This is a genomic window from Paraburkholderia sp. BR10872 (assembly GCF_040965835.1).
Taxonomy (GTDB): Bacteria; Pseudomonadota; Gammaproteobacteria; order Burkholderiales; family Burkholderiaceae; genus Paraburkholderia; species Paraburkholderia nodosa_A.
This window is the reverse complement of sequence record NZ_JBFRCN010000061.1, coordinates 1-20799: the sequence shown is the minus strand read 5'-3', so window position 1 is coordinate 20799 and position 20799 is coordinate 1. Positions and strand designations below refer to the sequence as shown.

Sequence of the window (20799 nt, the reverse complement as noted above, 5' to 3'; positions counted from 1 at the left end):
TTGTCAGCGGCTGTTGCGTTCGTCGGCGCTGGGCTTCACGATCAGGCTGATTTCGCCATTCCTTTCCAGCAGCGCAGCCTCGACCCTATCGAGCGAGGAACCGTGAAGTCCGACGCGGACGGCTTCGAGCACATCGGCCCGCGTGATGAGCGCCGCGGACATCTGCGCATCATCGAAGGTCCCGTCGCGGTACACCGTACGGGCCTGACCGCCAATGACGCGCTCGACGAAGCGTGAGCGCACACACAGCCACCCAAGCGCCCGGTGCATCAGCACGAGCACGAGGGACGCCGCGACGGTGGGGACGGCAGGCGACGCGCCGACAATGAACCGGCTCAGGGTTGCGCCGAGCAGGATGGCAACGACATAGTCGAAGGTCGAGCGCTGCCCGAAGGACCGCCTGCCCGAAATACGGATGAGGACGAGGGTAAGCAGGAACGCTGCTGCGGCGCGGGCAGCCATCTGCCACGCGTCGAGATCCTTGCCTTCCCCGAAAACCGCGTTCAGTGTGTTCATTTTTCGCACCTCCAGTCCTTGCTTCGAGCACCGGGGGGCGAGGCGACGCGAGCGCCTGGACCCCGCCGCCCCGTTCCCACGCATCAACCGTGCGTGGCGCGGGAACGATACCCGGCATGCAATGAACCAGCAGCGCGATCAGGACCGCAACCGCCAGCAAGCAGACGTCGAGGCAAAGTCATTGTGCCGTGCCTCGCACGACGTGAGCGTAAGCGGCGCGCGCAGCGATGGCGGCTCAGCCGCCGCCGATTCCTTGCATGACCTTTCCCGTGCCTCCGCAAACGGCACAGCGCTTGCCCTGCACCAGCCCGGTGCCGTGGCAGGCTCCGCACAGGTCCTCGCCTACGCCTGGCGCGCCCGGTTGGCCTTCGTTACCCGGATTCAATGGAATTTCATTCTGGCCAGATTCCGGCTTTGTACGTTGCATGGCTAGCCCCTTGAAAGTGAATGCCCGTCTGGCGTTTTCAGGCCTGACGATCAGGCAGGATTGAGCGCAGTCGCCATGCCCAGCCCGCGAAGACCCTCCCGCAGCGCCGACCGCGACGGCGTACCGGCCGAGGCCGTGGGTACGGTGAATGCGCAGAAGGCGGGCACAAACAAACAGGTTCGCCTTTCCGTTGCCCATCCCTATTGGAGTCCAGCATGCCTTCCCGCGAAATATCGGCGTCCCGTCGCAACTGGATGCAAGCCGCCTCGGCAGGTGTCCTTGCCGCAGTAGCGCCCGCCGCGATGGCGCAGGAGCCGGGTACCGCGAGTGGTCCGACGCCGCAGGAGGATCCGCGCGCCGCTTATCCGCATCCGCCATTTCCTGCCCAGCAGCAACCCTGGCCCGGACTCGCGGGACGCATGACGCCGCGGCCCGACCACGGGGAAACGAGCTATCGCGGCACCGGGCGTCTAAGCGGCCGCAAGGCGCTCGTAACGGGCGGCGACTCGGGCATTGGCCGCGCAGCCGCCATCGCGTTCGCGCGGGAGGGCGCCGATGTCGCGATCGCCTACCTGCCGCAGGAGGAGCCGGATGCCCGCGAAGTTGTACAGTTGATTCAGTCTGCAGGCCGCAAGGCGGTTCCGCTGGCAGTCGACATCCGCAGCGAAGCGGCGTGTCAATCGCTGGTGGAACGCGCGGTGTCAGGGCTAGGCGGCCTCGAAGTCCTCGTGAACAATGCGGGACGACAGCAAAGCCACGACTCGATCCTCGACATCAGCACCGAGCAGTTCGACTGGACCCTCAAGACCAACCTGTATGCGTTGTTCTGGATCACCAAGGCGGCCATTCCGCACATGCAGGCAGGCGCCGCAATTATCAACACGACTTCCGTTAACGCCTACGACCCGTCTGCTAACTTGCTCGACTACGCCATGACCAAGGCGGCAATAGCGAACTTCACCAAGGGGCTCGCGAAGCAAATGATCAAGCGGGGAATCCGGGTCAATGGTGTGGCGCCAGGACCTTTCTGGACCGCACTACAAGTGAGTGGTGGCCAGACCATGGAGAACGTGCAGAAGTTCGGTGAGCAGGTGCCGATGGGCAGGCCGGGTCAGCCGGCAGAAATCGCGCCGATCTATGTCGAACTCGCATCGGCGCAGGCCTCGTACATTACCGGACAGATCTACGGCGCCTCGGGTGGAGCGGGCAACCCGTGAGTATCGCGACGAATGGTCGTCGTGTTGCCACTCTCTATGCTTCGCTCAGTGGCAGGACGGCTGTTCGTGAACGCGGCTCGCCAACGTAGCGGGCGTGCGGATTGCTGGGACTTCGACATTGCGTGGAGGAGGGCAATGAGTATGGAAACGGGAGCAGTGCGCCGGCGCCTCGGTAACTGGATGCCAGGCGAGGAGCAAAAAAGCGCGGCGTTCAGGCTGGAAATCGCGCGGCAGGCCCGAGCGCGCGCGGCGCGTGCAGCGCTGTCCAGCGTCGTGCAGGATCTCGGAAAACTCATTGACGGCGATCCGGTGCTACGGATGAACCTCGCGCGAGCGATAAGCGAGGCGCTTGAGCAGGGTAAGCAGCTGGGGTATTCGGATATCCACGAGCTGCTCGCCATCATTGACTATCTGACGACATACAGCCCGCCATTCGACAGCGATGCACCGATGGCCACGCCACTCAATACCGTTCTTGAATGGCCAATGTGCATGCCGTCCGGCTATGCGGTTTTCCGGGATCCGGCGTTCAATGCGCAGTTGCGTCGCGTCCTCAATACGTGGTGCGCGTTTCTCAGCGGCCCACGGTCACGCGTATGGCTCAACGATGCGCCGAAGGGCTGGTTCAGCCCTCCCGCGTTGGAGAAGCTCGGGATGGACGACTTCGTCCATGATCGTACGCGAGCGCATTGGGGCTTCGATTCGTGGAACGGTTTCTTTACGCGCCATCTGCGTCCCGGCGCCCGGCCGGTGGCGAGCCCGGACGATCCTGCCGTGATCGTGAACGCGTGCGAAGCGTCGCCCTTCGACGTGCGCGAGGGCGTGCAGCTGATCGACCGCTTCTGGATCAAGTCGCAGCCCTATTCGCTCAAGGAGATACTGACGTCGAGCGACGAGGCGCTTGCCCGACGCTTTGTCGGTGGCACGGTGTACCAGGGCTATCTGAGCGCGTACAACTACCATCGGTGGCACGCTCCTGTCGACGGCAGGGTCCGCGAAGCCTACAACGTCGACGGCACCTACTATTCGGATGCCGAAGCGGAGGGCGAAGACCCGAGTGGACTTAACGACTCCCAGGGCTACACCACTGCCGTTGCCGCTCGCGCAGTGATCGTCATCGAAAGCGACAACCCTGTCATTGGGGAAGTTGCGTGCGTCTTCGTGGGCATGGCCGAGGTTTCGTCATGCCAGATATGCGTACGCCCAGGCGATGAGCTTGGAAAGGGCGACGAGCTCGGGTGGTTTCAGTACGGGGGAAGCACCTACTGCCTGATTTTCCAGCCGGGCGTCGTCGAGCGCTTCGCGCCGCGACCACCGTGGCATGACGACGTGCCGCCACTCCGCGTCAATTCGGCGTTGGCTTTCGCGCGCAGCGGCGCTTGAACCGGAACGCAGTGGCAACCGTGATCTACACGGGGCCACTTGCGCCGAGACCAGCCGTGGTCTGATCCGGTCGTATGCAGGCTAAGTGATTCGGGACCGCGAATTGCGCCGGTCCACGCATGAACCCGCAGATCAAGAGGCGTCCAAGCGGTGCGCTCGAGGACCCGCGCGCCGGTTCCCCAAACTTGCTCCAGCCTGGCCAGACCTGCGAATGCGTTCGTCATGCCGCGCGTTTCCGTCTGCTGATCGACGCGGCGGACTATTTCGCGGCGCTACGTGTAGCGATAGTCCGGGCGCGCCGCAGCGTGATCATTGTCGGCTGGGACATTGACAGCCGCATGACGCTTGTGCCCGCGGGCGCGGGCGATGGATTCCCCGAGCCGCTCGGCGATTTTCTTGCCGCCGTGGTGGCCAGCCGTCCTCTGTTGCACGTTCGGATTCTGGCGTGGGATTTTGCCATGCTGTATGCGCTCGAGCGCGAATGGTTGCCCGCATACAAGCTGGGCTGGCGCAGCGGCAAGCGCATGGACGTGCGGCTGGACAGCCATCACCCACCGGGTGCCTCGCATCACCAGAAGATGGTGGTCGTGGACGACCGGCTGGCCTTCGTGGGAGGCATTGATCTTGCCCGTTCACGTTGGGATTCGTCCGCGCACGCGCCATATGAGCCGCGCCGGAGCAACGGTCCGCGCCAGTACTATGGACCGACCCATGACATACAGGCCATGTTCGACGGCGAGGCCGCCCGCACTGTAGCGGCAATAGCGAACGAGCGGTGGCATATGGCGCAGAGGATCTCGCGGAGGGCCCCGCGCGCGCAGGAAGTGTCCCCGTGGCCTGCGACTGAGCCGGTCCGCTCGCCGGCATCCCCATCTGCAAGCGTCGATCCCTGGCCCCCGGGCTACGCGCCCGATATCGAGGACGTGAAGCTGGGGATTGCGCTTACGTGCGCTCCCCATGACCACCGCGAAGGGGTCCAGCAGATCGGCGCCCTCTATCGCGCCGCGATTGACGCTGCGCGCCGAACCCTCTACATCGAGAATCAGTACTTTACGGCGAGTGCCGTGGGCGACGCACTCGCGCAGCGGCTTTCGCAGCCCGATCCGCCCGCGGTCGCCGCCGTCATGCCGCGCGAACAGACCGGCTGGCTGCAAGCCGCGACCATGGGCACGCTGCGCGCGCGACTCTATCGTAGACTGCGTGATATGGACCGGTATGCGCGGCTACGACTGTACTCGCCTTGGAGCGGCGACTCAGGTGACGTATCCATAAACGTCCACAGCAAGCTCATGATCGTCGACGATGCGCTGCTGATCGTTGGGAGTGCGAACCTCAACAATCGATCGATGGTGCTCGATACAGAATGCAACGTCGTGCTGGAAGCCGCCGGCGACCAACGTGTGCGCGCCGCGATCGCGGCGATGCGCAATGCGCTGCTTGCCGAGCATCTGGGCGTGGATCGCGCGCAGGTCGACGCCGCTTTCGTGCGATTCGAGGGCGACATCCACCGCGTGATCGGTGCTTGTGCAGGCGGCACGCGCGGTCTGCACGTGCTCGAGCCGAAGGTGAGTGCGATGCTCGACCAATGGGTTCCCGAAAGCGCCGTAGTCGATCCGGAGCAACCTGCCGTGCCGGACGAAGTCGTGCGCGAGTTCGTGCCCGGCCGCGGGGGACGCTCGATTACCGGACGGCTCATGCTGCTCGGCCTGGGCGCGCTCTTTGCCGTTTTGATGACGCTCGCGTGGCACTACACAGGGCTCGCTCGCTATGCGAACCTCGCCAGTATCGGCAACGCGGCCCGGGCGCTGGCGGCCGTGCGCTTCGGGCCCGTGCTCGTGGTGGGCGCTTATGCGCTTGCGGCAGTCGCTTCGGTGCCTGTCACGGTTCTGATCGTCTGCGCGGGGGTGTTATTCGGCGCGTTCGCGGGTAGTCTCTATGCGTTGGCTGGATCGCTGCTCGCCGCACTGATCACCTATTCGATCGGCCGATGGGCTGGCCGCGACGCGGTGCGGCGGCACGCCGGTTCGCGCCTGAACCTGCTTTCGGCGCGGCTTGGCAAACAAGGCGTGGCCGCGGTGGTCGTGCTGCGCATTCTCCCGTTGGCCCCTTTCGTGCTCGTCAATCTGGCGGCGGGCGCTTCGCACATCGGACTGCGCGACTATCTGCTGGGCACGCTCATTGGCATGGGGCCTGGCATTATCCTCGGTGCCACCTTCGCGCAACAGCTTGCCGCCGCTGTGCACCATCCGGGAGTCGGGTCGGTGGCATTGCTTGTGGCAATCGGTGCCGTGCTGGTGGCACTGTCCGCAGCGCTGCAGCGCTTTTTCGGAGCGCGTGCATCGCAAGGAAACGCTGCGGCGAAAGGCGGCCCGAAGTGACAGCCGGTCTCGTGAAGGAGGTGCAAGGCGGGCGGGGCGGCGAGCTGACGCTTGTCACCTGGAACATTCACGGCGCAGTGGGAACGGACGGCGCGCGCGCACCGGAGCGCATTGCGCGCGTGCTTATCGAAATCGATGCCGACATCGTTGCGCTGCAGGAAGTGCCACTCGGCGGCGCGGCTGCGGCGAGCGCCGATGTTTTGGCGGGACTCGCCCGCGCCACGAACCGCCGGGCCGTAGCGGGCCCGACGCTTGATACGCCTCAGCGCCGGTTTGGCAACGCGGTGCTCACACGGTGGCCTGTGACCGAGGCGCGCACGCTCGACCTCTCCTTTGGCGGGCGCGAGCCACGCGGCGCACTCGACGTCGACCTCCTGTGCAACGGCGAGGCGCTGCGTGTGGTCGCGACGCATCTCGGTTTGCGGCCGCGTGAGCGGCGCGCACAGATTGCCCAGCTGCTGACAGCATTCGACCGGCCGGGGCTTCCCGTCATACTTGCGGGCGACATCAACGAGTGGTTGCTATGGGGCCGCGCATTGCGCATGCTGGCCGGGCATTTCCGGGCAGCGCCGGCACCAGCCACTTTTCCCTCGCGCTGGCCCATGCTCGCGCTCGATCGCGTGTGGATGCATCCAGCGTCGCGCCTGGCGAGCGTGCAGGCCTGGAGCCACGGCGAGGCACCGGTGGCCTCGGATCATCTGCCGGTCGTCGCACACATCGCGGCAGGGGCGCGCGATAGATGAGCTATCTCAGCCAAATGCGTGGGAAAGCGACATAACAGGCGCCGAGGCATCCCTCCAAACTGGCAGATTATTTGTGTGAAGGATATCGCCCCTGGCCGTATGCCCGCCGCGGATGGACTCGTTCACGGAAATACGGCTTGTTCCAATGTCGGGCTCGGGACGAATTCACCCAAGGCTCAGAAATTGCTCTCTACGTCCACTCTGGGGTGTGCTGTTCAGGATTCCATCGGGAGGGCCAATGCTGAAAGTCATTGTTGACGCCGTTTTCGACGCCGCGGTTTGCGGGAAGCGCCGGGAGTCGCGCAGCGAGTCGCGATAATGGAGCAGCGCATGTCCCAGTCTCCATCCACCGACCCAGCGATGGCCTGGGAAATGGCGCTGGTCGCTCGCGTCTCCGAGTACGGGATCTTCCGTCTGACGGATGCGGGAATCGTCGCCACCTGGAACCCAGGCGCGGCGCGCATCAGCGGTTACGATGCCGCGGAGATAATCGGCAAGCACTTCTCCGTTTTCCACGCCGCCGAGGACAGGCAAGCCGGCGTGCCGGAGGCGATGCTGCAGTCTGCCCGTGAGCACGGGCACTGCGAGGCCGAGGCGTGGCGCTTGCGCAAGGACGGCTCACGTTTTTGGGCGAACGTCCTGGTTATACCGCTTTCGGCACCGGACGGAAGTTTGAGCGGGTTCGCAAACATCGTCCGGGATGTCACGGACAAGCGGCTTGCTCACGAAGCAGTGCTCGAAAGCGAGCGCAATTTCAGGCTGCTCGTCCAGGGTGTTACCGACTACGCGCTCTTCATGCTCTCGCCAGAGGGCATTGTCACGAACTGGAACGTCGGCGCTGCCAGAATCAAGGGCTACGAGGCGGACGAAATCGTCGGGACTCACCTGCGGTGGTTCTATACGCCCGAAGACGCTGCGAAGGGGCTACCCGAACGCGGTCTGGAGATCGCTGCGCGTGAGGGCCGCTTCGAAGCGGAAGGATGGCGCGTCAGGAAAGACGGAAGTCGTTTCTGGGCCAACGCCATCATTGATGCGATTCGGGATGAGCACGGCGAACTCGTTGGCTTCGCCAAGATCACGCGCGACGTGACCGAGCGCAAGGTTGCCCAGGAACAGCTGGAGAAGGCGCGGGCCGCATTGCTGCAGTCGCAGAAAATGGAAGCCATCGGCAAGCTGACCGGCGGAGTCGCGCACGACTTCAACAACGTCCTTCAGGTGCTGCGTGGCAATCTCGAGCTGCTGGAGCGCCGCCACCGCGATTCCTGGTCCCGCGAGCGCCTCGAAAAGGCAATCGAGGCGACCGAGCAAGGCGCAACCCTCGCTTCACAACTGCTCGCCTTCGGTCGGCGGCAAGCATTGCAGCCCGCAGTGGTCAACCTTGCGGTCATGCTCAGGAATATGAACGACATGCTGCGCCGGGCGCTCGGCGAAATGATTCAGGTGGAAACGGTGGTCTCGGGTGGTCTCTGGAACACGCTCGTCGACCCCAATCACCTGGAGAATGTCGTGCTGAATCTCGCCATCAACAGCCGCGACGCGATGCCCCGGGGCGGTCGGCTGACGCTTGAGTTGTCGAACACAACGCTCGACAGCCACTATCACGCGCTTCCTGACGATGTCGCCGAGGGGCAGTATGTGCTGCTTGCGATTACGGACACAGGCACGGGCATGCCGCCGGAAGTGATGGAGCATGCGTTCGAACCGTATTTCAGCACCAAGGCCGAAGGGGAAGGGACGGGACTGGGATTGAGCATGGCCTACGGCTTCGTCAAGCAGAGTAGAGGCCACATGCGGATCTACAGCGAAGTCGAACACGGGACCACGGTCAAGATCTACCTGCCGCGATCGACGGAAGAGGTTGTCGAGCCGGAGCCTTTACCGATGCCACGAGTTCCGGGCGGCTCAGAAACCATTCTCGTGGTCGAAGACGACAAGCGTGTTCAGTCCACCGTGATCGAGATGCTCACCGAACTTGGTTACGTCGTGCTGAAGGCGGATGACGCACAAGGCGCGATGGTGATCATCCGGAGCGGCGCCAGGATTGATCTGCTGTTTTCCGACGTGGTGATGCCGGGGCCGATGCGCAGCACCGAAATGGCAAAAATGGCGGTGCGTGTCTTGCCGGGCCTGAAGGTGCTCTTTACTTCGGGCTACACACAGAACGCCATCGTCCATGGAGGACGGCTTGACCCGGGGGTGCATCTGCTCAGCAAGCCGTACAGCCGTGAACAGCTGGCAAGGAAAATACGGCGCATGCTGGCACATCGGCCCGGTTCGGTTCGTCCCGCTGCGCGAAGTGCACCCAACGCGGGCGCGCCGCAAGTTTCCATACTTGTAGTCGACGATGACGCTGCTTCCCGCGAAGCAGTGAGCGAACTACTGTCGCAGATGGGCTACGCAGTCCGGGAGGCCGGCAATCTGGAGTGCGCCCTGCGCGAGGTGAGTGAAAGTGTGCAGATCCTTGTCACTGATATCGCGCTGCCCGACGGGTCGGGCATCGAACTCGCCCGGATTGCACTTCAGCGGGTGCCGACACTGAAAGTCATCTTTGCTTCGGGCACCGAGGCGCCGCCCGCCCACGATGTGGGCTTTGAGTTCGCCTCCGTGCGCAAACCGTTTTCGGCAGAGCAGTTGCGCGATCTCATTGAGTCGGCCCGTACGGGAGCATGATCGGCACGCGGTCAGTGGTCGTCTGCTATGCGCTCGACATGGCAGTCGCCGATCCTGTCGATCGCGTTTAGCAGCTCATTGAGCGCCAGTGGTTTGTGGATGATCTCGTCGACCTTGCCGGTGAAAGCCGGCGCGTCCTGCGGCCACACCAGTGCGATGATAGGTGGTCTTTCGATGCAGGTATCAAAGCCCTCTATCAGCAACGTGGAGGCGCCGCGAGAAAACAGCGAGACATCGACGACGATCAGTTGCGATGGTTCGAGCCAGACTTCGTGCCAGGTATCGAAGGCACGCGCCTTCGACCGCCCGTAACCCCGCCCGTAACCCTTCACGTCGAGCAAAACGGCTAACGAATCCCGGACCCACTTGTCGTGCCCAACAATCACAATCGGTCCGGATACCGGCGCTGGTTTCGGTACGCCATGGGCGGCAGACCTGCGCAGCTGGCACTCGCTGCGCAGCCACTCCAGTCGAGACAGATAATAGCGATCCTGCGCCCTCGCAAGCCCAGCGGGGGACGTCGCTGGATCGTGCTCAAGGCGTTCCAGGTCCTGCGTCGCTCTTTTCAGCTCGGCCACCGCAGTACCGAATGCGAGCGCGTCGTCGGGCTTCAGCATGGAGATTTCACGTGAGATACATAAGGAAGGACATAGGGGCGCCACGCCTTCAGACGATCAGTCGCGAGAAATTGGCATTTATTCCGGAAGCTTTTCCGGACCTTGCGAATTCGAAGCCAAGCCTTCAGGCCCGGAGCACAAATATTAATTCTGAATTCGATGGGAAACGAATTAAAAGAAAATATGGGGCTCCGGCCACAATAGAGCATGCATCGCGATGCGAACCATGGAGATAGTGAGGTTGGGTATGGTTAACAGGATGGCTCATCGCGAATAGTCAGACCATCATTGGGAGAATGGCATGCAGCCGCCCGGCGCTGCCGTCGCTGCATAGCGTTCTCATGAAGCCGTGCAAGCGCGTTCGTGGTCTCGCTGGGCGATCGCGCGCCGGGCCTCGAAGAGGCCACAGCGCGGACATTCATAGCCGAAGGGAGGCATGACTGCCAAACCTCCGCCATTGGCTCTCAGAGCAGTGGGTCCTCCGATCCACTACGCGCGACAGGCGATCCGCTCGCGCTCCAGTACGGGCGTCGGTTGTAGTAGTCATGCAATTGCGTACCCCACGAAACGTCGGCCATCGAAGGCCAGTGATCCTTGTCGAAGCCGGGGTCGTCCTTGATGCGCTGGGCCGTCTGGTCGACGCGGAAACATTTTTCGGCAGTGTCCAGCGTCAGCGCGCTCCACGGGATCGCGTGAAGGGTGGTTCCCATACCGAGAAATCCGCCTTCGGACAGCACGGCGTAAGCAACGCGGGCGCTTCGCACATCAAGCATGATGTCGGAGATCTTGCCCACGTGTTCGCCGTCGGACGAATAAACCTTGTTGCCGTCGAGCGTGGCGGCGGCCATGACTTCAGGGCCCGGCCCATCGCCGATACCGCCTCCGGTGATCTTGGCGCCAGCGTTGGGCGAGAGGGGATCAGAGGTAGTCATTTCGTGCTCCAGGGTGGTTAGAGGCGATCACTGAACAGCATCCCGCATGCCGCGCAATCCCATTTCACGCAAACACTCCGTTTGACAGCCAGTTCCTCGCAGTGCGCGCCCAGGCACAGAGGGTGCGCTCTGGTTGGCATACTTCAAGGAGCGGGCAATGCTTTACTACGCGATCGTTTTTTTCGTGATAGCCATCATCGCAGCTGTCTTCGGGTTTGGTGGGATCGCCGCAGGCGCGGCGAGTATCGCCAAAATTCTGTTCGTCATTTTCGTGATCCTCTTTTTGGCGAGCTTGCTGTTTGGACTTACCAGGCGTTAAAGAATCAGCGCCTCGAGTCATGGGTCCGCATCGCATTCTGTTCTTCCGGCACGCAGAGAAAGGGATCAAAAGCCCAGAATTCCGCGCGCTGCGTCGACGGACAGGGGCCTGCGCATGCGCTCGCTCATGAGCGCCATCTCGCGATCGTAGCCGCAGGCGAGTGCGGCCCGAAGGCGGCCCGACTCAGCGTAGAGGACTCCAAAGCGATCGTCCCCGGCGCGGCCGGCAATCACCAGATCGTCCCAATGTCCGGCATGCCCAAGATAGTCGACGCGCTTGTCGTAGTGCTGGGTCCAGAAGAACGGCACGCCGTCGTAGCTTGCCGTCTGGCCCAGCATGTTGAGCGCCGCGATGCGTCCTTGTTGCTGTGCAACGCGCCAATGTTCGATGCGTGTGCGCTGCGGCGTTTCCAACGCGCTGCTGAGCGTGAATCGCGCGATATCTCCCGCCGCGTAGGTTTCGCCGCAGACCCGCATCGTCGCATCCACATCGAGTCCGCCGTCTTCGCCGATCTCGGCGCCGCTGACAAAGTGCGTAGCCGGGCGCACGCCAATGCCTACGATCACGGCCTTCGCGCCCAGCGCGCTGCCGTCGTCGAGATCGACCGCTTCGACCTCGCGCGCGCCGCTGAAGCGCAGCGCCTTCGCGCGCCGAAACACCACGCCGTGGGATTCGTGCCAGTCGCGGAACATCCCGCCGATACGCTCGCCAAGCACGCGTTGCAGCGGCACACCTGCGGGGGACACGATGGTGACTTCGACGCCGCGTCTACGCAATGCCGAGGCCGTTTCCAGGCCGATGAAGCTGTCACCCAGCACCACGGCGCGCTCGGTTGGCGCGAGCGCGTGGAGTATGGCTGTGGCGTCTGCCAGGGTGCGCAGCGTGAACAGGTTGCCAAGTTCGGCGCCCGGTATATCGGGTCGTTTTGCCACCGAGCCGCTTGCGATGAGCACGGCGTCGAAGGTATGCATGTCGCCATCGGCTAGTGTGACGTGTCTTGTCTGGACGTCGCAGTGTTTGACCGCTCTGTGCTCGACGCGCAAGCGCTTGTCGTGGGCCACGCTTTCGGGCAGGATCGGCGGGACCTCGTCGGGCGTCATCTCGCCGGCGGGCACGAATTTGCTGAGACAGGTACGGTCGTAGGGCACTTGCGGCTCGGCGGTGAATATCGTCACCTCGCCCGCGAATTCGCTTTCCAGCAGCGTGGCGACGGCCGCTGCGCCCGCCGCACCGCCGCCGATCACCGCGAAACGACGGGCGGACCTGGCGTGCGCGGAGGGCGTGCGAGGCGCGGCGGCACGCAGTGGCGTGAGTTCGACGAGGACGGCGTCCCCTTCGATACGCACCGGGTACGACGTCAGCCCCTCCAGCGCAGGCGGTTCGAGACACGCGCCGCTTTCGATCGAGAACACGCCCTTGTGCCATGGGCACACGATGCGGCCTGCGCAAAGCGCGCCCTGTTCGAGTGGCGCGCCCGCATGCGGGCAGTCCGCGCTGAATGCGCGGATGCGATCGCCCGCGTTCACGAGCAGCACGGCGACCCCTTCCAGCTCGATGCGCCGCATGGCCGTCGGGGGCACTGCTGCCACATCCATTGCCTTGATCCATCCAGCCATAGCGTGCTCCGGTCTCTTCTGTGGGACCCCAAGCGCAATCGATGTGCCGCGAGACGCGTGTGCGCCAATGCCGCGCCAAGGCGCGAGCGGGGCCGGCGCAACGCTGCGAAAAGGTTCGACTGAGGCATCGGCGAAGGAGTGGACGAGAACGGTACGTACGCATCGACATTGCGACTCCGGGTGTCGAAGGCCGCGCAGGCGCCGGTATAGGGGCGGTCGGCGCAGGCATCCGGCGTGCGCTGCAGGGGATGAGACTGCGCCGCTCGAGCGCGAAATGCGCGAGCGGCGCAGTCTGGCCTTTGCTGCGTACGCCACGATGGAACTTCGGGTGGCATGACGCAATGTCACGCCAATACCATGGAGTTCGAATGATCGGGGTCATTATTCCTGCGCACAACGAAGCGGGCCTGATCGCCGCGTGTCTTGCCTCGGTGCGGTGCGCCGCGACGCATCCTGCGCTGCGAGGCGAAGCGGTTCGGCCGCTCGTGGTGCTCGACGCCTGCACGGACGCATCGGCTGAGATCGTCTCGGACTTCGGGTTCGAGGCCCTATGCATAGAAGCGCGCAACGTTGGCGTCGCCCGCGCTGCCGGTGCTGAGGCCTTGCTCGCCTGCGGCGCGCGCTGGCTGGCCTTCACCGACGCCGACAGTCACGTGGCGCCCGACTGGCTTGCCGCGCAGCTCGCGCTTGCCGCGGACGCCGTGTGCGGGCCCGTGAGCGTGGACGACTGGAGCGCGCTGGCGCCTTGCGCCCGCGCGACCTGGGAACGGCGCTACCGCGACGCGGACGGGCATCGCCACATTCATGGCGCAAACCTGGGCGTCGCGGCGCACGCGTATTTGCGCGCTGGCGGTTTTCCGCCGCTTGCCTGCAGCGAAGACGTCGCGCTGGTCGATCTGCTGATCGCGACAGGCGCCACGCTCGCGTGGAGCGCGGCGCCGCGCGTGGTGACCAGCGGGCGGCGCGACGCGCGTACGCGCGGCGGCTTCGGCGACACGCTCGCCGCGTGGGCGGACGGCGTGGACGATAGCGAGCAGTCGGTTGCGCCTTGAGTCTCAGCGTGTCTTCACGCGCGTTCGCGGCGCGCGACACTGAGCCGATCGCGGCTCCAGACATCGAGCAGGAAATCCGTGTCTTCGATCTGAACGACCGCATGCAGCGCGGCGTTTGCCGCCGCCTGCGCGAAGATGCCATGCACCTGGGCGCTTTGCAGCATCCACGTCTCGCCGCCGTGACGCCAGTGGCAGCATGCCAGCGTGCCATCGGCGGCGAGCGAGGAGGCGGCTAGCGTGGCGAGCGAAGTGCAGTCGCTTGCGTTCAGGTAGTACGCGAATTCGCTCATCACGATCAAGTCGAACTGTCCGGCGGGCCAGTCGCGCGGCATGGCGAGCGCGTGCACGTCCACGTTCGCGAACGCGGCGAGGCGCTCTTGTGCCACGGCGACGGCGCGAGGCGAGAAGTCGGCGCAAACCAGATGCTCGCAACGCCGCGCCAGGTCGGCGGACAAGGCTCCGATTGCGCAAGCCGGCTCGAAGGCCATGCGATAACGCTCGCGCGGCAGCGACGCGAGCAGCAGCGCGCGCTTGCGCGCCTCGTACCAGCTGTCGCGGTAGTGCCATGGATCGGGGTTCGCGGCGAACTTGCTGTCGAAATAGCTGGCGAGCGATGTGGGGGGACGGTCCATCGTTATCCTTGCGATCGCGGGTTTTAGCGCTGCCGCCAGTCTTCGCCGGACTCGAGGACCGCGCCGGCGAGCGCAGCACAGCGGCGGCGCCCAGGTGTGCACGCAAACACCGTTCCGCAACCCGCGCGCCCGCGGCGGCGCGCCATGGCAACGGGCCGAGCCGGAACGCCAATTGCGCGGGAGAGGCGTTCGACAAGCCGTATCGACAAGGGATCCATCATGAAACAGAAGCCGGCGGAAGTACGCACGCCGCGGGTGCGAAAAGGACAGATGATGCAAGGTCTGTCGCGCGAGGCGTTTCGGGCGCGTTTTATGGCCCGCTATCACGATCCCGCGTTTCGTGCCGAAGACGCCGCGCTCGCGCGCCTCGAAACGATTGCCTGGGATGCCTATAGCGAAGGACGCAAGGCGCCGCTGACCGCGAAGGCGGGGGAGGGTTACGCCGATCCCGACTATGACCTCTCCACCGAATGGCGCCTGACGCACCAGCGTCTTGAAGCCGCGCAGCGGCGCCAGCGGGAGAGCGGCACGCGCTCCCGCGTGATCGTGGTGAATGCGTCGTCGCGCAATGACTATACGTGCCCGGGAGAGATGTCGAAGAGTTTTCGACTCGCGCAGATCTGCGAGCATGAACTGACGCAGGCCGGCATCGAAGCCGACATGCTCGACCTCTCGCGCCTCGCTGCCGAACCCGACCTTCACATTTATCCGTGCAAGGCCTGTGTTTCCACGGCAATGCCGCTATGCCACTGGCCGTGCAGCTGCTATCCGAACCATTCGCTCGGTCAGGTCAACGACTGGATGGCGGAGATTTACGAGCGCTTCGCGGCCTGCCACGGCGCGATTTTCGTGACGCCGGTGTACTGGTATCAGGTGAGTAGCCCGCTCAAGCTGATGATGGACCGGCTCGTATGCGCGGACGGCGGCAATCCCGATCCCTCCTCGACTCACGGCAAGCATCCGGACGAAGCGAAAGCGCTTGAACTGGCGGGCTGGCATTATCCCAGGCATCTTGCGGGACGAGCGTACGGCGCGATCGTGCATGGCGATGTGGCAGGCATCGAGGACACTCGCCGCGCGCTTGCCGACTGGCTCGACTGGATGGGATGGGTCGACGCGGGCGCGTCGGCGCGCATCGATCGCATGGTGGGCTACTACGAACCCTACGCGAGCTCACATGACGCACTCGACGCCGACGTGCGCTTCCAGCAGGAGGTGGCCAATGTGGCGCGCGCGGTGGGAAAAGCGGTGGTCGCGCTCCGCGCGGGCAAGCTGCATCGCGCCGACGAAGGTATCGAGCCGCCGCGTGCGAAATGAATCTGATCGGCATTGCACGGCCATATGCAGTTGTAGAAGCTACGTGCAAGCGCTGCAAGCGATACGATCCGGGGCACCACCGCGCCATATCACGTGCATGCCATTGGGCGTCTGGAGCCCAAAAGGAGAAACGATGTCGATTGCTCTGCCTCACGACATGAGCGACGGCGCGCCGCGGCTGATTGTGGTTTCGCCACATCTGGACGACGCGGTGCTCGGCTGCGCAGGTCTCATCGCAAGGTGCCCTGGTTCGATCGTTTGCACGGTGTTCGCGGGTGAACCCGCCACGCCGATGCATACGCAATGGGATGAAGCCAGCGGCTTTGCCGATGCGCACGAAGCCGTGCGCGCGCGCAAGCGGGAGGACGAGCGCGCGCTTGCGCTGTGTGGCGCGACGCCGTTGTGGCTGGATTTTCTGGATGGACAGTACGGCGCGACGCCCGACGTCGCGGACGTTGCGCACGCGTTGGCCGAGCAGTTCGCGCGTTTCGGCGCCTGGCTGCCCGTGTGCCCGTTCGGCCTGTGGCATTCCGATCATCAACTCGTGGGCGCCGCGTGCCGTTCGCTGCTGCAAACGGAGCGCATTAAACGATATATCGCCTATGAGGACGCGATTTACCGCGCAATGCCCGGTGTGCTCGATGCAGGCTTCCAGCGCCTCGAAGCAGAGCGCTTGCGGGTGAGCCCGATGCGCGCGCAGGCGTTCGGCCGGTATCCGGCTCGGCGGCTCGCGGCGATCAAGCGGCGCGCAGTGGGGGCGTATCCGAGCCAGATGCGTGCATTTGGGCCGTTTCCGCCGGATGTGGAGCGGCCCGAGCGTTACTGGCAGGTGGAGCGGCCTGCATTGCCCACGTAGGCACAGCGCCTCCACTACCAATTTGAAGCCGACGTGTCCGCGTGCTCGACGGCCCCCCGCGGCGCGCGATCGCCACGGTTTTTTTCTGCCTCCCGCACGGCCGCGCGCATGCGCAGCACGCGCGCAGCAACGGGCCGTCGGCGGCGCAGGGCCCAGCCTATGCCCCGCCAAAGCTCACGAAGATCCTCGCCTGGCCGTCCCGCACGGCACGCGCTGCCGAGTGCCCGCCACGTCGCCGTCAGCGCTTCGCCACAGGGCAGACGCAGCCACGCAACGAGCGCAGCATTGCGCGCCAGCATTCGGCGGCGCAGCGCGCTGTCACGCGCGAGCGAAGGCCGATGGTGCACTTCGAGTTCGCTCGCATAAGCAATATCGTGGCCGCCTTGCAAGACATCGAGCGAAAGCAATGCTTCCTCGCCGCCGATGAAAAGACGCGGTTCATAACCGCCCAGCGCGTTGAAGAGCGCGGTGCGGAACACGCATGCACCTGCCATGAAGCCGACCAGATTCGGCAGAGGATGAGCCGCATGCGCCAATGGGCTCGCGGCCATCAATGCGCAGGCTGGATCGAGTGTGTCTTCCTCACCCACGTGCACGGACGCCGTGAGCACGCCAATGCGCGCATGGCGGTCCAGCAATTCGACAGCGCGTGTAAGCGACCCCGGCTGCCAGTCGGTGTCGTCGTCACTGAACGCCACATAGTCCGTCGTCACGCGGGCGGCGCCCGCATTGCGCGCGGCTGCGCCGAGGTTGGCTTCGCAGCGCAGCACGCGCAAACCCGGATACGTCTGCGCGAGCAGGTTTGGCGTGCCGTCGGTCGAGCCGTTATCCACCACGATGACTTCGGGCCGCTCCGGCAGACGCAACAGCGAGGCGACCGTGCGCATGACTTCGGCGCGCCGGTTGTGCGTGAGCACGACCACGCTGATGCGGCGGTTCAGGAAGAAGAGACCTTGCATACCTGCGTCTCCACACGGTTCGTCTTCGCCGCTGCCGCGGCGGTGCTCGCGAGCAAGCCTCCTGGATCAGCGCTTGCGATCTCGCGCTGGAAATACGCGATGGTCGCGCTCAAGCCGGCATCGAACGATGTGTGCGGCGACCAGCCGAGCAGCGCGCGCGCGCGTTCGATGGAAGGGCAACGGCGGCACGGATCGTCCACGGGCAGCGGCGCGAAGGCGATTTCCGAGCTCGATTGCGCGGCGGCGATCACGCGGCGGGCCGTGTCGAGCATCGAGATTTCCTGCGGGTTGCCGATATTCACGGGGCCGTCCGGGGGCGTTGCGCGACTCATCAGCAGTACGAGGGCGTCGATCAGATCGTCCACGTAGCAGAAACAGCGCGTTTGCGATCCGTCGCCATAGACGGTCAGCGGCTCGCCGCCCAGCGCCTGCATGACGAAGTTCGAGATGACGCGGCCGTCGCGGGGATGCATGCGCGGTCCGTACGTATTGAAGATCCGCGCAATGCGAATGTCGAGGCCATGCTGGCGCATGTAGTCCATGCACAGCGTTTCGGCGCAGCGCTTGCCTTCGTCGTAGCACGAGCGCGGGCCAATGGGATTCACGTGGCCCCAGTAGTCCTCGGTTTGCGGATGGCGGCGCGCGTCGCCGTAGACTTCGCTGGTGGAGGCCTGCAGCAGTTTCGCCCGCACGCGCTTGGCGAGCCCGAGCATGTTGATCGCGCCGTGCACGCTCGTCTTGGTCGTTTGCACCGGATCGTGCTGGTAGTGCACCGGCGAGGCGGGGCAGGCGAGGTTGTAGATCTCGTCCACTTCCACGTAGAGCGGAAAGGTGACGTCGTGGCGCATCAGTTCAAAGTTGGCGTTGTCGAGCAGATGCGCCACGTTGCGCTTGGAGCCGGTATAGAAGTTATCGACGCACAGCACGTCGTGGCCCAGCGCCACTAGCCGCTCGCACAAATGCGAGCCGAGAAAGCCTGCGCCGCCGGTGACGAGAATGCGTTTGCGGATGAGTTCTTTCACGTTTGCCGTCCTTTGAAAAGCGCTGCAAGCCACGCGTTTACGCGGTCACTTCTCGCAACGCGAGATCCCAGTCGTGCGCGAAGCGATCGATGGAAAAGCGTTCGAGCGCGCCGCGCCGCGCGCCTTCGCCGAGGCGCCGTGCGAGTGCAGGTTCCCGGATGAGCGTGCGCATGCAGTCGACCAGGCGGTCGATGCGCGTATCGACGAAGCCGTTCTCGCCGTCGCGTATCACGCTTGCGAGTTCCGTCGTGGCGAGCCCGACAATGGGCAGTCCGACCATCATCGCCTCGACAATGGCCAAACCGAGGCTCGTCCAGCGGATCGGATTGAAGAAGAAGCGGTAGCGCGACACGAACTGCGCGAGCTCGACATTCGAAATCTCGCCGATGCCGCCGAGGCTTTGCGCCTCCATGCCCACGAGATCGAGCGGCACCTTGTGACGAACCTGCGCGAACACGTCCGCGCCGAGCCGCCGCCCCCGTTCGCGCAGATGATTGACGACGACGATGCCGCGCGGCGTCGTGCCCGTGTAGCGCGCGCCTTCAGGCACGAGCACGCCATGCTCGATCACGCGCGTGGGCGTCGCGCCGCTGTCCCACATGAGCGCGTTGAACGGCGTGACGTGCACGAGCAACGCGCCGCCGTCGTCTACCCAGTGCCGCTGCGCAAACGGCGCCTCCTGCGGCGGGTCGTGCTCGATATACACGCGCGGCAAGCGGCGCTGCGCGTCGCTCAGCAGATCGAACCGGTCATGCTCCCAATGGCTGCGCTGCTGGTACACGACTACGTCGAACTCATTCGAGGCGACGTCCTCGGCAACGACCTCATGGACGTTCGCGCCCCAGGGAAGCACACCCGCGCGGCCCGCGTAGCCCGACGGGCGCCCCGGTTTGGTCACGACATGGAAGTCGTGCGGCGCCTGCGTAAGGTAATAAAGATAGTTGCCGTGTACGTGCCAGGTGAGCACACGCAAGGGCCGCGTGTTTCGCATCAGCATGGCGGGGTCCTCCTCATCGGCATGGGGGCAACGCTTCCCCGGGCTGCGAAGCCGGGCATGCGGTGGGTATCGAGCAAGTGCGCTTGCGCAACGGCCGCGACCTGCTCCGCGCTCACGTTGAGCGCGCAAGGGTGGCCATACGGGCAGGCGTGGAACGAGCAGGGGCGGCAAGCGGGCCAGTCGGCGAGCACGCGGTGCCGGACGCGGTCGAGCGGCGCCCAGCGCCGCGTGTCGCTGCCTGAGGCGACGACCACGCTCGGCGTGCGCATGGCGGCCGCCACATGCGAAATGCCCGTGTCGTTGCAGAGCACGAGCCGGGCCTGGCGCACGAGCGCCGCCAGCGCACCGAGCGTGGTTTCGCCCGCGAGATGATGAGCCGTCTGCGTCATGCCGCCCAGTACGCTCGCGGTCAACTCGCGTTCGCCCGCGGTGCCGGTCACGGCGATCTGCCAGCCGTCGAAGGCGAGCGCGTCGGCAACGGCGGCAAAGCGCTGGGCCGGCCAGCGCCGCGAGGGCAGCTGCGCACCCGGATGCACGAGCACGAGCCGCCCGGGGTCGAGTCCAAAGCGCTCGACGAGGTCGTCGCACGCAGCGTAGTCCGCGTCGTAGAGCGGAAACCAGAGGGTGTCGTCGCGCAGCGCATGGCCTCGCGCGCCCAGCGCGTGCATCAGCGCGAGGTAGCGCTGCGGCTCGGGCAGCGCGTCGGGCCACGGCAGGTAACAGCCGGGCGGCGGCGCTTCGCCGGGCTGGCTAAAGCCTCCGAGCGCGCGCGCGCCGAACTCGTCGACCAGCACGTTTGCCACACCTCCGCTGCCATGGAGCTGGATCGCGAGATCGAAGCGGCGCATGCGCATCGCGTCGAGAAACGCCGGCAGGCCGCGCTCGTCCTCGGCCTGTTCGGGAAAGCCGCGCGCGCCGGGAAAGACAATGTGCTCATCGACCAGCGTGGGGTAGCGCGCCACGAAATCGGCCGACCACGGCAGACCGACGAGGGCGATGTGCGCGCGGGGGCAGGCTGCACGCAACGCGCGCAACGCGGGCACGCTGCAGAGCATGTCGCCGAGCTGCAGCGCGCGGAAGATCACGATGCGGCGGGGGGCGAGGATTCGGACCTGCAGTTCGCATTGCTGCAGGCGGGCGCGTACT

19 protein-coding genes are annotated in these 20799 nt (G+C 65.1%); 9 read left to right on the top strand and 10 right to left on the bottom strand.

Annotated elements, in window-relative coordinates:
* Positions 1-3 precede the first annotated feature (3 nt).
* The gene (locus AB4Y43_RS33800) at positions 4-516 is read right to left on the bottom strand and encodes a DUF421 domain-containing protein (protein WP_069263057.1); all 513 of its coding nucleotides are present in this window, start codon (positions 514-516) and stop codon (positions 4-6) included.
* Positions 517-751: 235 nt separating this feature from the next.
* Complete coding sequence (locus tag AB4Y43_RS33795; protein ID WP_368729774.1) at positions 752-943, bottom strand: hypothetical protein; 192 nt, start codon at positions 941-943, stop codon at positions 752-754.
* A 215-nt stretch (positions 944-1158) separates the two neighbouring features.
* On the opposite strand from AB4Y43_RS33795, the gene AB4Y43_RS33790 reads away from it, so the two are divergent.
* The 5 genes from AB4Y43_RS33790 to AB4Y43_RS33770 all read left to right on the top strand — a co-directional run bounded on the left by AB4Y43_RS33790 (position 1159) and on the right by AB4Y43_RS33770 (position 9334).
* The gene (locus tag AB4Y43_RS33790; RefSeq protein ID WP_368729773.1) at positions 1159-2160 is read left to right on the top strand and encodes an SDR family oxidoreductase; all 1002 of its coding nucleotides are present in this window, start codon (positions 1159-1161) and stop codon (positions 2158-2160) included.
* Between the two features lie 135 nt (positions 2161-2295).
* On the top strand, positions 2296-3543 hold the full coding sequence (locus tag AB4Y43_RS33785; RefSeq protein WP_342949738.1) for a phosphatidylserine decarboxylase family protein: 1248 nt from the start codon (positions 2296-2298) through the stop codon (positions 3541-3543).
* Positions 3544-3881: 338 nt separating this feature from the next.
* The gene (locus AB4Y43_RS33780; RefSeq protein WP_368618335.1) at positions 3882-5921 is read left to right on the top strand and encodes a VTT domain-containing protein; all 2040 of its coding nucleotides are present in this window, start codon (positions 3882-3884) and stop codon (positions 5919-5921) included.
* A complete protein-coding gene (locus AB4Y43_RS33775; protein WP_342949740.1) occupies positions 5918-6664 on the top strand; it encodes an endonuclease/exonuclease/phosphatase family protein in 747 nt (248 codons plus the stop codon). The genes AB4Y43_RS33780 and AB4Y43_RS33775 overlap by 4 nt, the downstream gene beginning before the upstream one ends.
* A gap of 330 nt (positions 6665-6994) precedes the next feature.
* The gene (locus AB4Y43_RS33770; protein WP_368618334.1) at positions 6995-9334 is read left to right on the top strand and encodes a PAS domain S-box protein; all 2340 of its coding nucleotides are present in this window, start codon (positions 6995-6997) and stop codon (positions 9332-9334) included.
* An 11-nt stretch (positions 9335-9345) separates the two neighbouring features.
* Here the strand turns inward: AB4Y43_RS33770 and AB4Y43_RS33765 are convergent, their stop codons facing one another.
* Together AB4Y43_RS33765 and AB4Y43_RS33760 are read right to left on the bottom strand one after the other, a co-directional pair.
* Positions 9346-9951, bottom strand: a complete 606-nt coding sequence (locus AB4Y43_RS33765; RefSeq protein ID WP_368618333.1) for a response regulator receiver protein — start codon at positions 9949-9951, stop codon at positions 9346-9348.
* A gap of 464 nt (positions 9952-10415) precedes the next feature.
* Complete coding sequence (locus AB4Y43_RS33760; protein ID WP_069263065.1) at positions 10416-10883, bottom strand: PRC-barrel domain-containing protein; 468 nt, start codon at positions 10881-10883, stop codon at positions 10416-10418.
* A gap of 157 nt (positions 10884-11040) precedes the next feature.
* Between AB4Y43_RS33760 and AB4Y43_RS33755 the strand changes: the two genes are divergently transcribed.
* Positions 11041-11202 (top strand): DUF1328 domain-containing protein, encoded by a 162-nt coding sequence (locus AB4Y43_RS33755; RefSeq protein WP_069263066.1) that lies wholly within the window; start codon positions 11041-11043, stop codon positions 11200-11202.
* Between the two features lie 65 nt (positions 11203-11267).
* Here AB4Y43_RS33755 and AB4Y43_RS33750 read toward each other — a convergent pair whose 3' ends face one another.
* Entirely contained in the window at positions 11268-12797 is a 1530-nt protein-coding gene (locus AB4Y43_RS33750) for an FAD-dependent oxidoreductase (RefSeq protein ID WP_368729772.1), read from the bottom strand.
* A 389-nt stretch (positions 12798-13186) separates the two neighbouring features.
* Here AB4Y43_RS33750 and AB4Y43_RS33745 point away from each other — a divergent pair, with 389 nt between their 5' ends.
* Complete coding sequence (locus tag AB4Y43_RS33745; RefSeq protein ID WP_342949744.1) at positions 13187-13870, top strand: glycosyltransferase; 684 nt, start codon at positions 13187-13189, stop codon at positions 13868-13870.
* A 14-nt stretch (positions 13871-13884) separates the two neighbouring features.
* On the opposite strand, the gene AB4Y43_RS33740 is transcribed toward AB4Y43_RS33745, so the two are convergent.
* The gene (locus tag AB4Y43_RS33740) at positions 13885-14502 is read right to left on the bottom strand and encodes an SAM-dependent methyltransferase (protein ID WP_368729771.1); all 618 of its coding nucleotides are present in this window, start codon (positions 14500-14502) and stop codon (positions 13885-13887) included.
* Positions 14503-14784: 282 nt separating this feature from the next.
* Here AB4Y43_RS33740 and AB4Y43_RS33735 point away from each other — a divergent pair, with 282 nt between their 5' ends.
* Complete coding sequence (locus AB4Y43_RS33735) at positions 14785-15819, top strand: flavodoxin family protein (protein ID WP_368729785.1); 1035 nt, start codon at positions 14785-14787, stop codon at positions 15817-15819.
* Between the two features lie 133 nt (positions 15820-15952).
* On the top strand, positions 15953-16675 hold the full coding sequence (locus AB4Y43_RS33730) for a PIG-L deacetylase family protein (protein WP_176732853.1): 723 nt from the start codon (positions 15953-15955) through the stop codon (positions 16673-16675).
* 14 nt (positions 16676-16689) lie between these two features.
* On the opposite strand, the gene AB4Y43_RS33725 is transcribed toward AB4Y43_RS33730, so the two are convergent.
* From AB4Y43_RS33725 to AB4Y43_RS33710, 4 genes are read right to left on the bottom strand one after another with little or no spacing between them, the layout of a single operon-like run.
* Entirely contained in the window at positions 16690-17634 is a 945-nt protein-coding gene (locus tag AB4Y43_RS33725) for a glycosyltransferase family 2 protein (RefSeq protein ID WP_368729770.1), read from the bottom strand.
* Positions 17613-18656: a UDP-glucuronic acid decarboxylase family protein gene (locus tag AB4Y43_RS33720; protein ID WP_069263071.1), complete on the bottom strand. Its 1044-nt coding sequence runs from the start codon at positions 18654-18656 to the stop codon at positions 17613-17615. Before AB4Y43_RS33720 ends, AB4Y43_RS33725 begins: the two co-directional genes overlap by 22 nt.
* 37 nt (positions 18657-18693) lie before the next feature.
* Entirely contained in the window at positions 18694-19650 is a 957-nt protein-coding gene (locus tag AB4Y43_RS33715) for a glycosyltransferase family 4 protein (RefSeq protein WP_069263506.1), read from the bottom strand.
* Complete coding sequence (locus tag AB4Y43_RS33710; protein WP_368729784.1) at positions 19647-20708, bottom strand: glycosyltransferase family 9 protein; 1062 nt, start codon at positions 20706-20708, stop codon at positions 19647-19649. The genes AB4Y43_RS33715 and AB4Y43_RS33710 overlap by 4 nt, the downstream gene beginning before the upstream one ends.
* Positions 20709-20799: the final 91 nt, after the last annotated feature.

What these genes read in the sequence shown, in the direction of transcription:
- AB4Y43_RS33730 (WP_176732853.1), top strand. Translation starts at nt 15,953, where the DNA reads ATGTCGATTGCTCTGCCTCACGACATGAGCGACGGCGCGCCGCGGCTG.
- AB4Y43_RS33710 (WP_368729784.1), bottom strand. Translation starts at nt 20,708, where the DNA reads ATGCTCTGCAGCGTGCCCGCGTTGCGCGCGTTGCGTGCAGCCTGCCCC.
- AB4Y43_RS33765 (WP_368618333.1), bottom strand. Translation starts at nt 9,951, where the DNA reads ATGCTGAAGCCCGACGACGCGCTCGCATTCGGTACTGCGGTGGCCGAG.
- AB4Y43_RS33785 (WP_342949738.1), top strand. Translation starts at nt 2,296, where the DNA reads ATGAGTATGGAAACGGGAGCAGTGCGCCGGCGCCTCGGTAACTGGATG.
- AB4Y43_RS33725 (WP_368729770.1), bottom strand. Translation starts at nt 17,634, where the DNA reads ATGCAAGGTCTCTTCTTCCTGAACCGCCGCATCAGCGTGGTCGTGCTC.
- AB4Y43_RS33740 (WP_368729771.1), bottom strand. Translation starts at nt 14,502, where the DNA reads ATGGACCGTCCCCCCACATCGCTCGCCAGCTATTTCGACAGCAAGTTC.
- AB4Y43_RS33780 (WP_368618335.1), top strand. Translation starts at nt 3,882, where the DNA reads ATGACGCTTGTGCCCGCGGGCGCGGGCGATGGATTCCCCGAGCCGCTC.
- AB4Y43_RS33790 (WP_368729773.1), top strand. Translation starts at nt 1,159, where the DNA reads ATGCCTTCCCGCGAAATATCGGCGTCCCGTCGCAACTGGATGCAAGCC.
- AB4Y43_RS33745 (WP_342949744.1), top strand. Translation starts at nt 13,187, where the DNA reads ATGATCGGGGTCATTATTCCTGCGCACAACGAAGCGGGCCTGATCGCC.
- AB4Y43_RS33755 (WP_069263066.1), top strand. Translation starts at nt 11,041, where the DNA reads ATGCTTTACTACGCGATCGTTTTTTTCGTGATAGCCATCATCGCAGCT.
- AB4Y43_RS33800 (WP_069263057.1), bottom strand. Translation starts at nt 516, where the DNA reads ATGAACACACTGAACGCGGTTTTCGGGGAAGGCAAGGATCTCGACGCG.
- AB4Y43_RS33760 (WP_069263065.1), bottom strand. Translation starts at nt 10,883, where the DNA reads ATGACTACCTCTGATCCCCTCTCGCCCAACGCTGGCGCCAAGATCACC.
- AB4Y43_RS33750 (WP_368729772.1), bottom strand. Translation starts at nt 12,797, where the DNA reads ATGGATGTGGCAGCAGTGCCCCCGACGGCCATGCGGCGCATCGAGCTG.
- AB4Y43_RS33795 (WP_368729774.1), bottom strand. Translation starts at nt 943, where the DNA reads ATGCAACGTACAAAGCCGGAATCTGGCCAGAATGAAATTCCATTGAAT.
- AB4Y43_RS33770 (WP_368618334.1), top strand. Translation starts at nt 6,995, where the DNA reads ATGTCCCAGTCTCCATCCACCGACCCAGCGATGGCCTGGGAAATGGCG.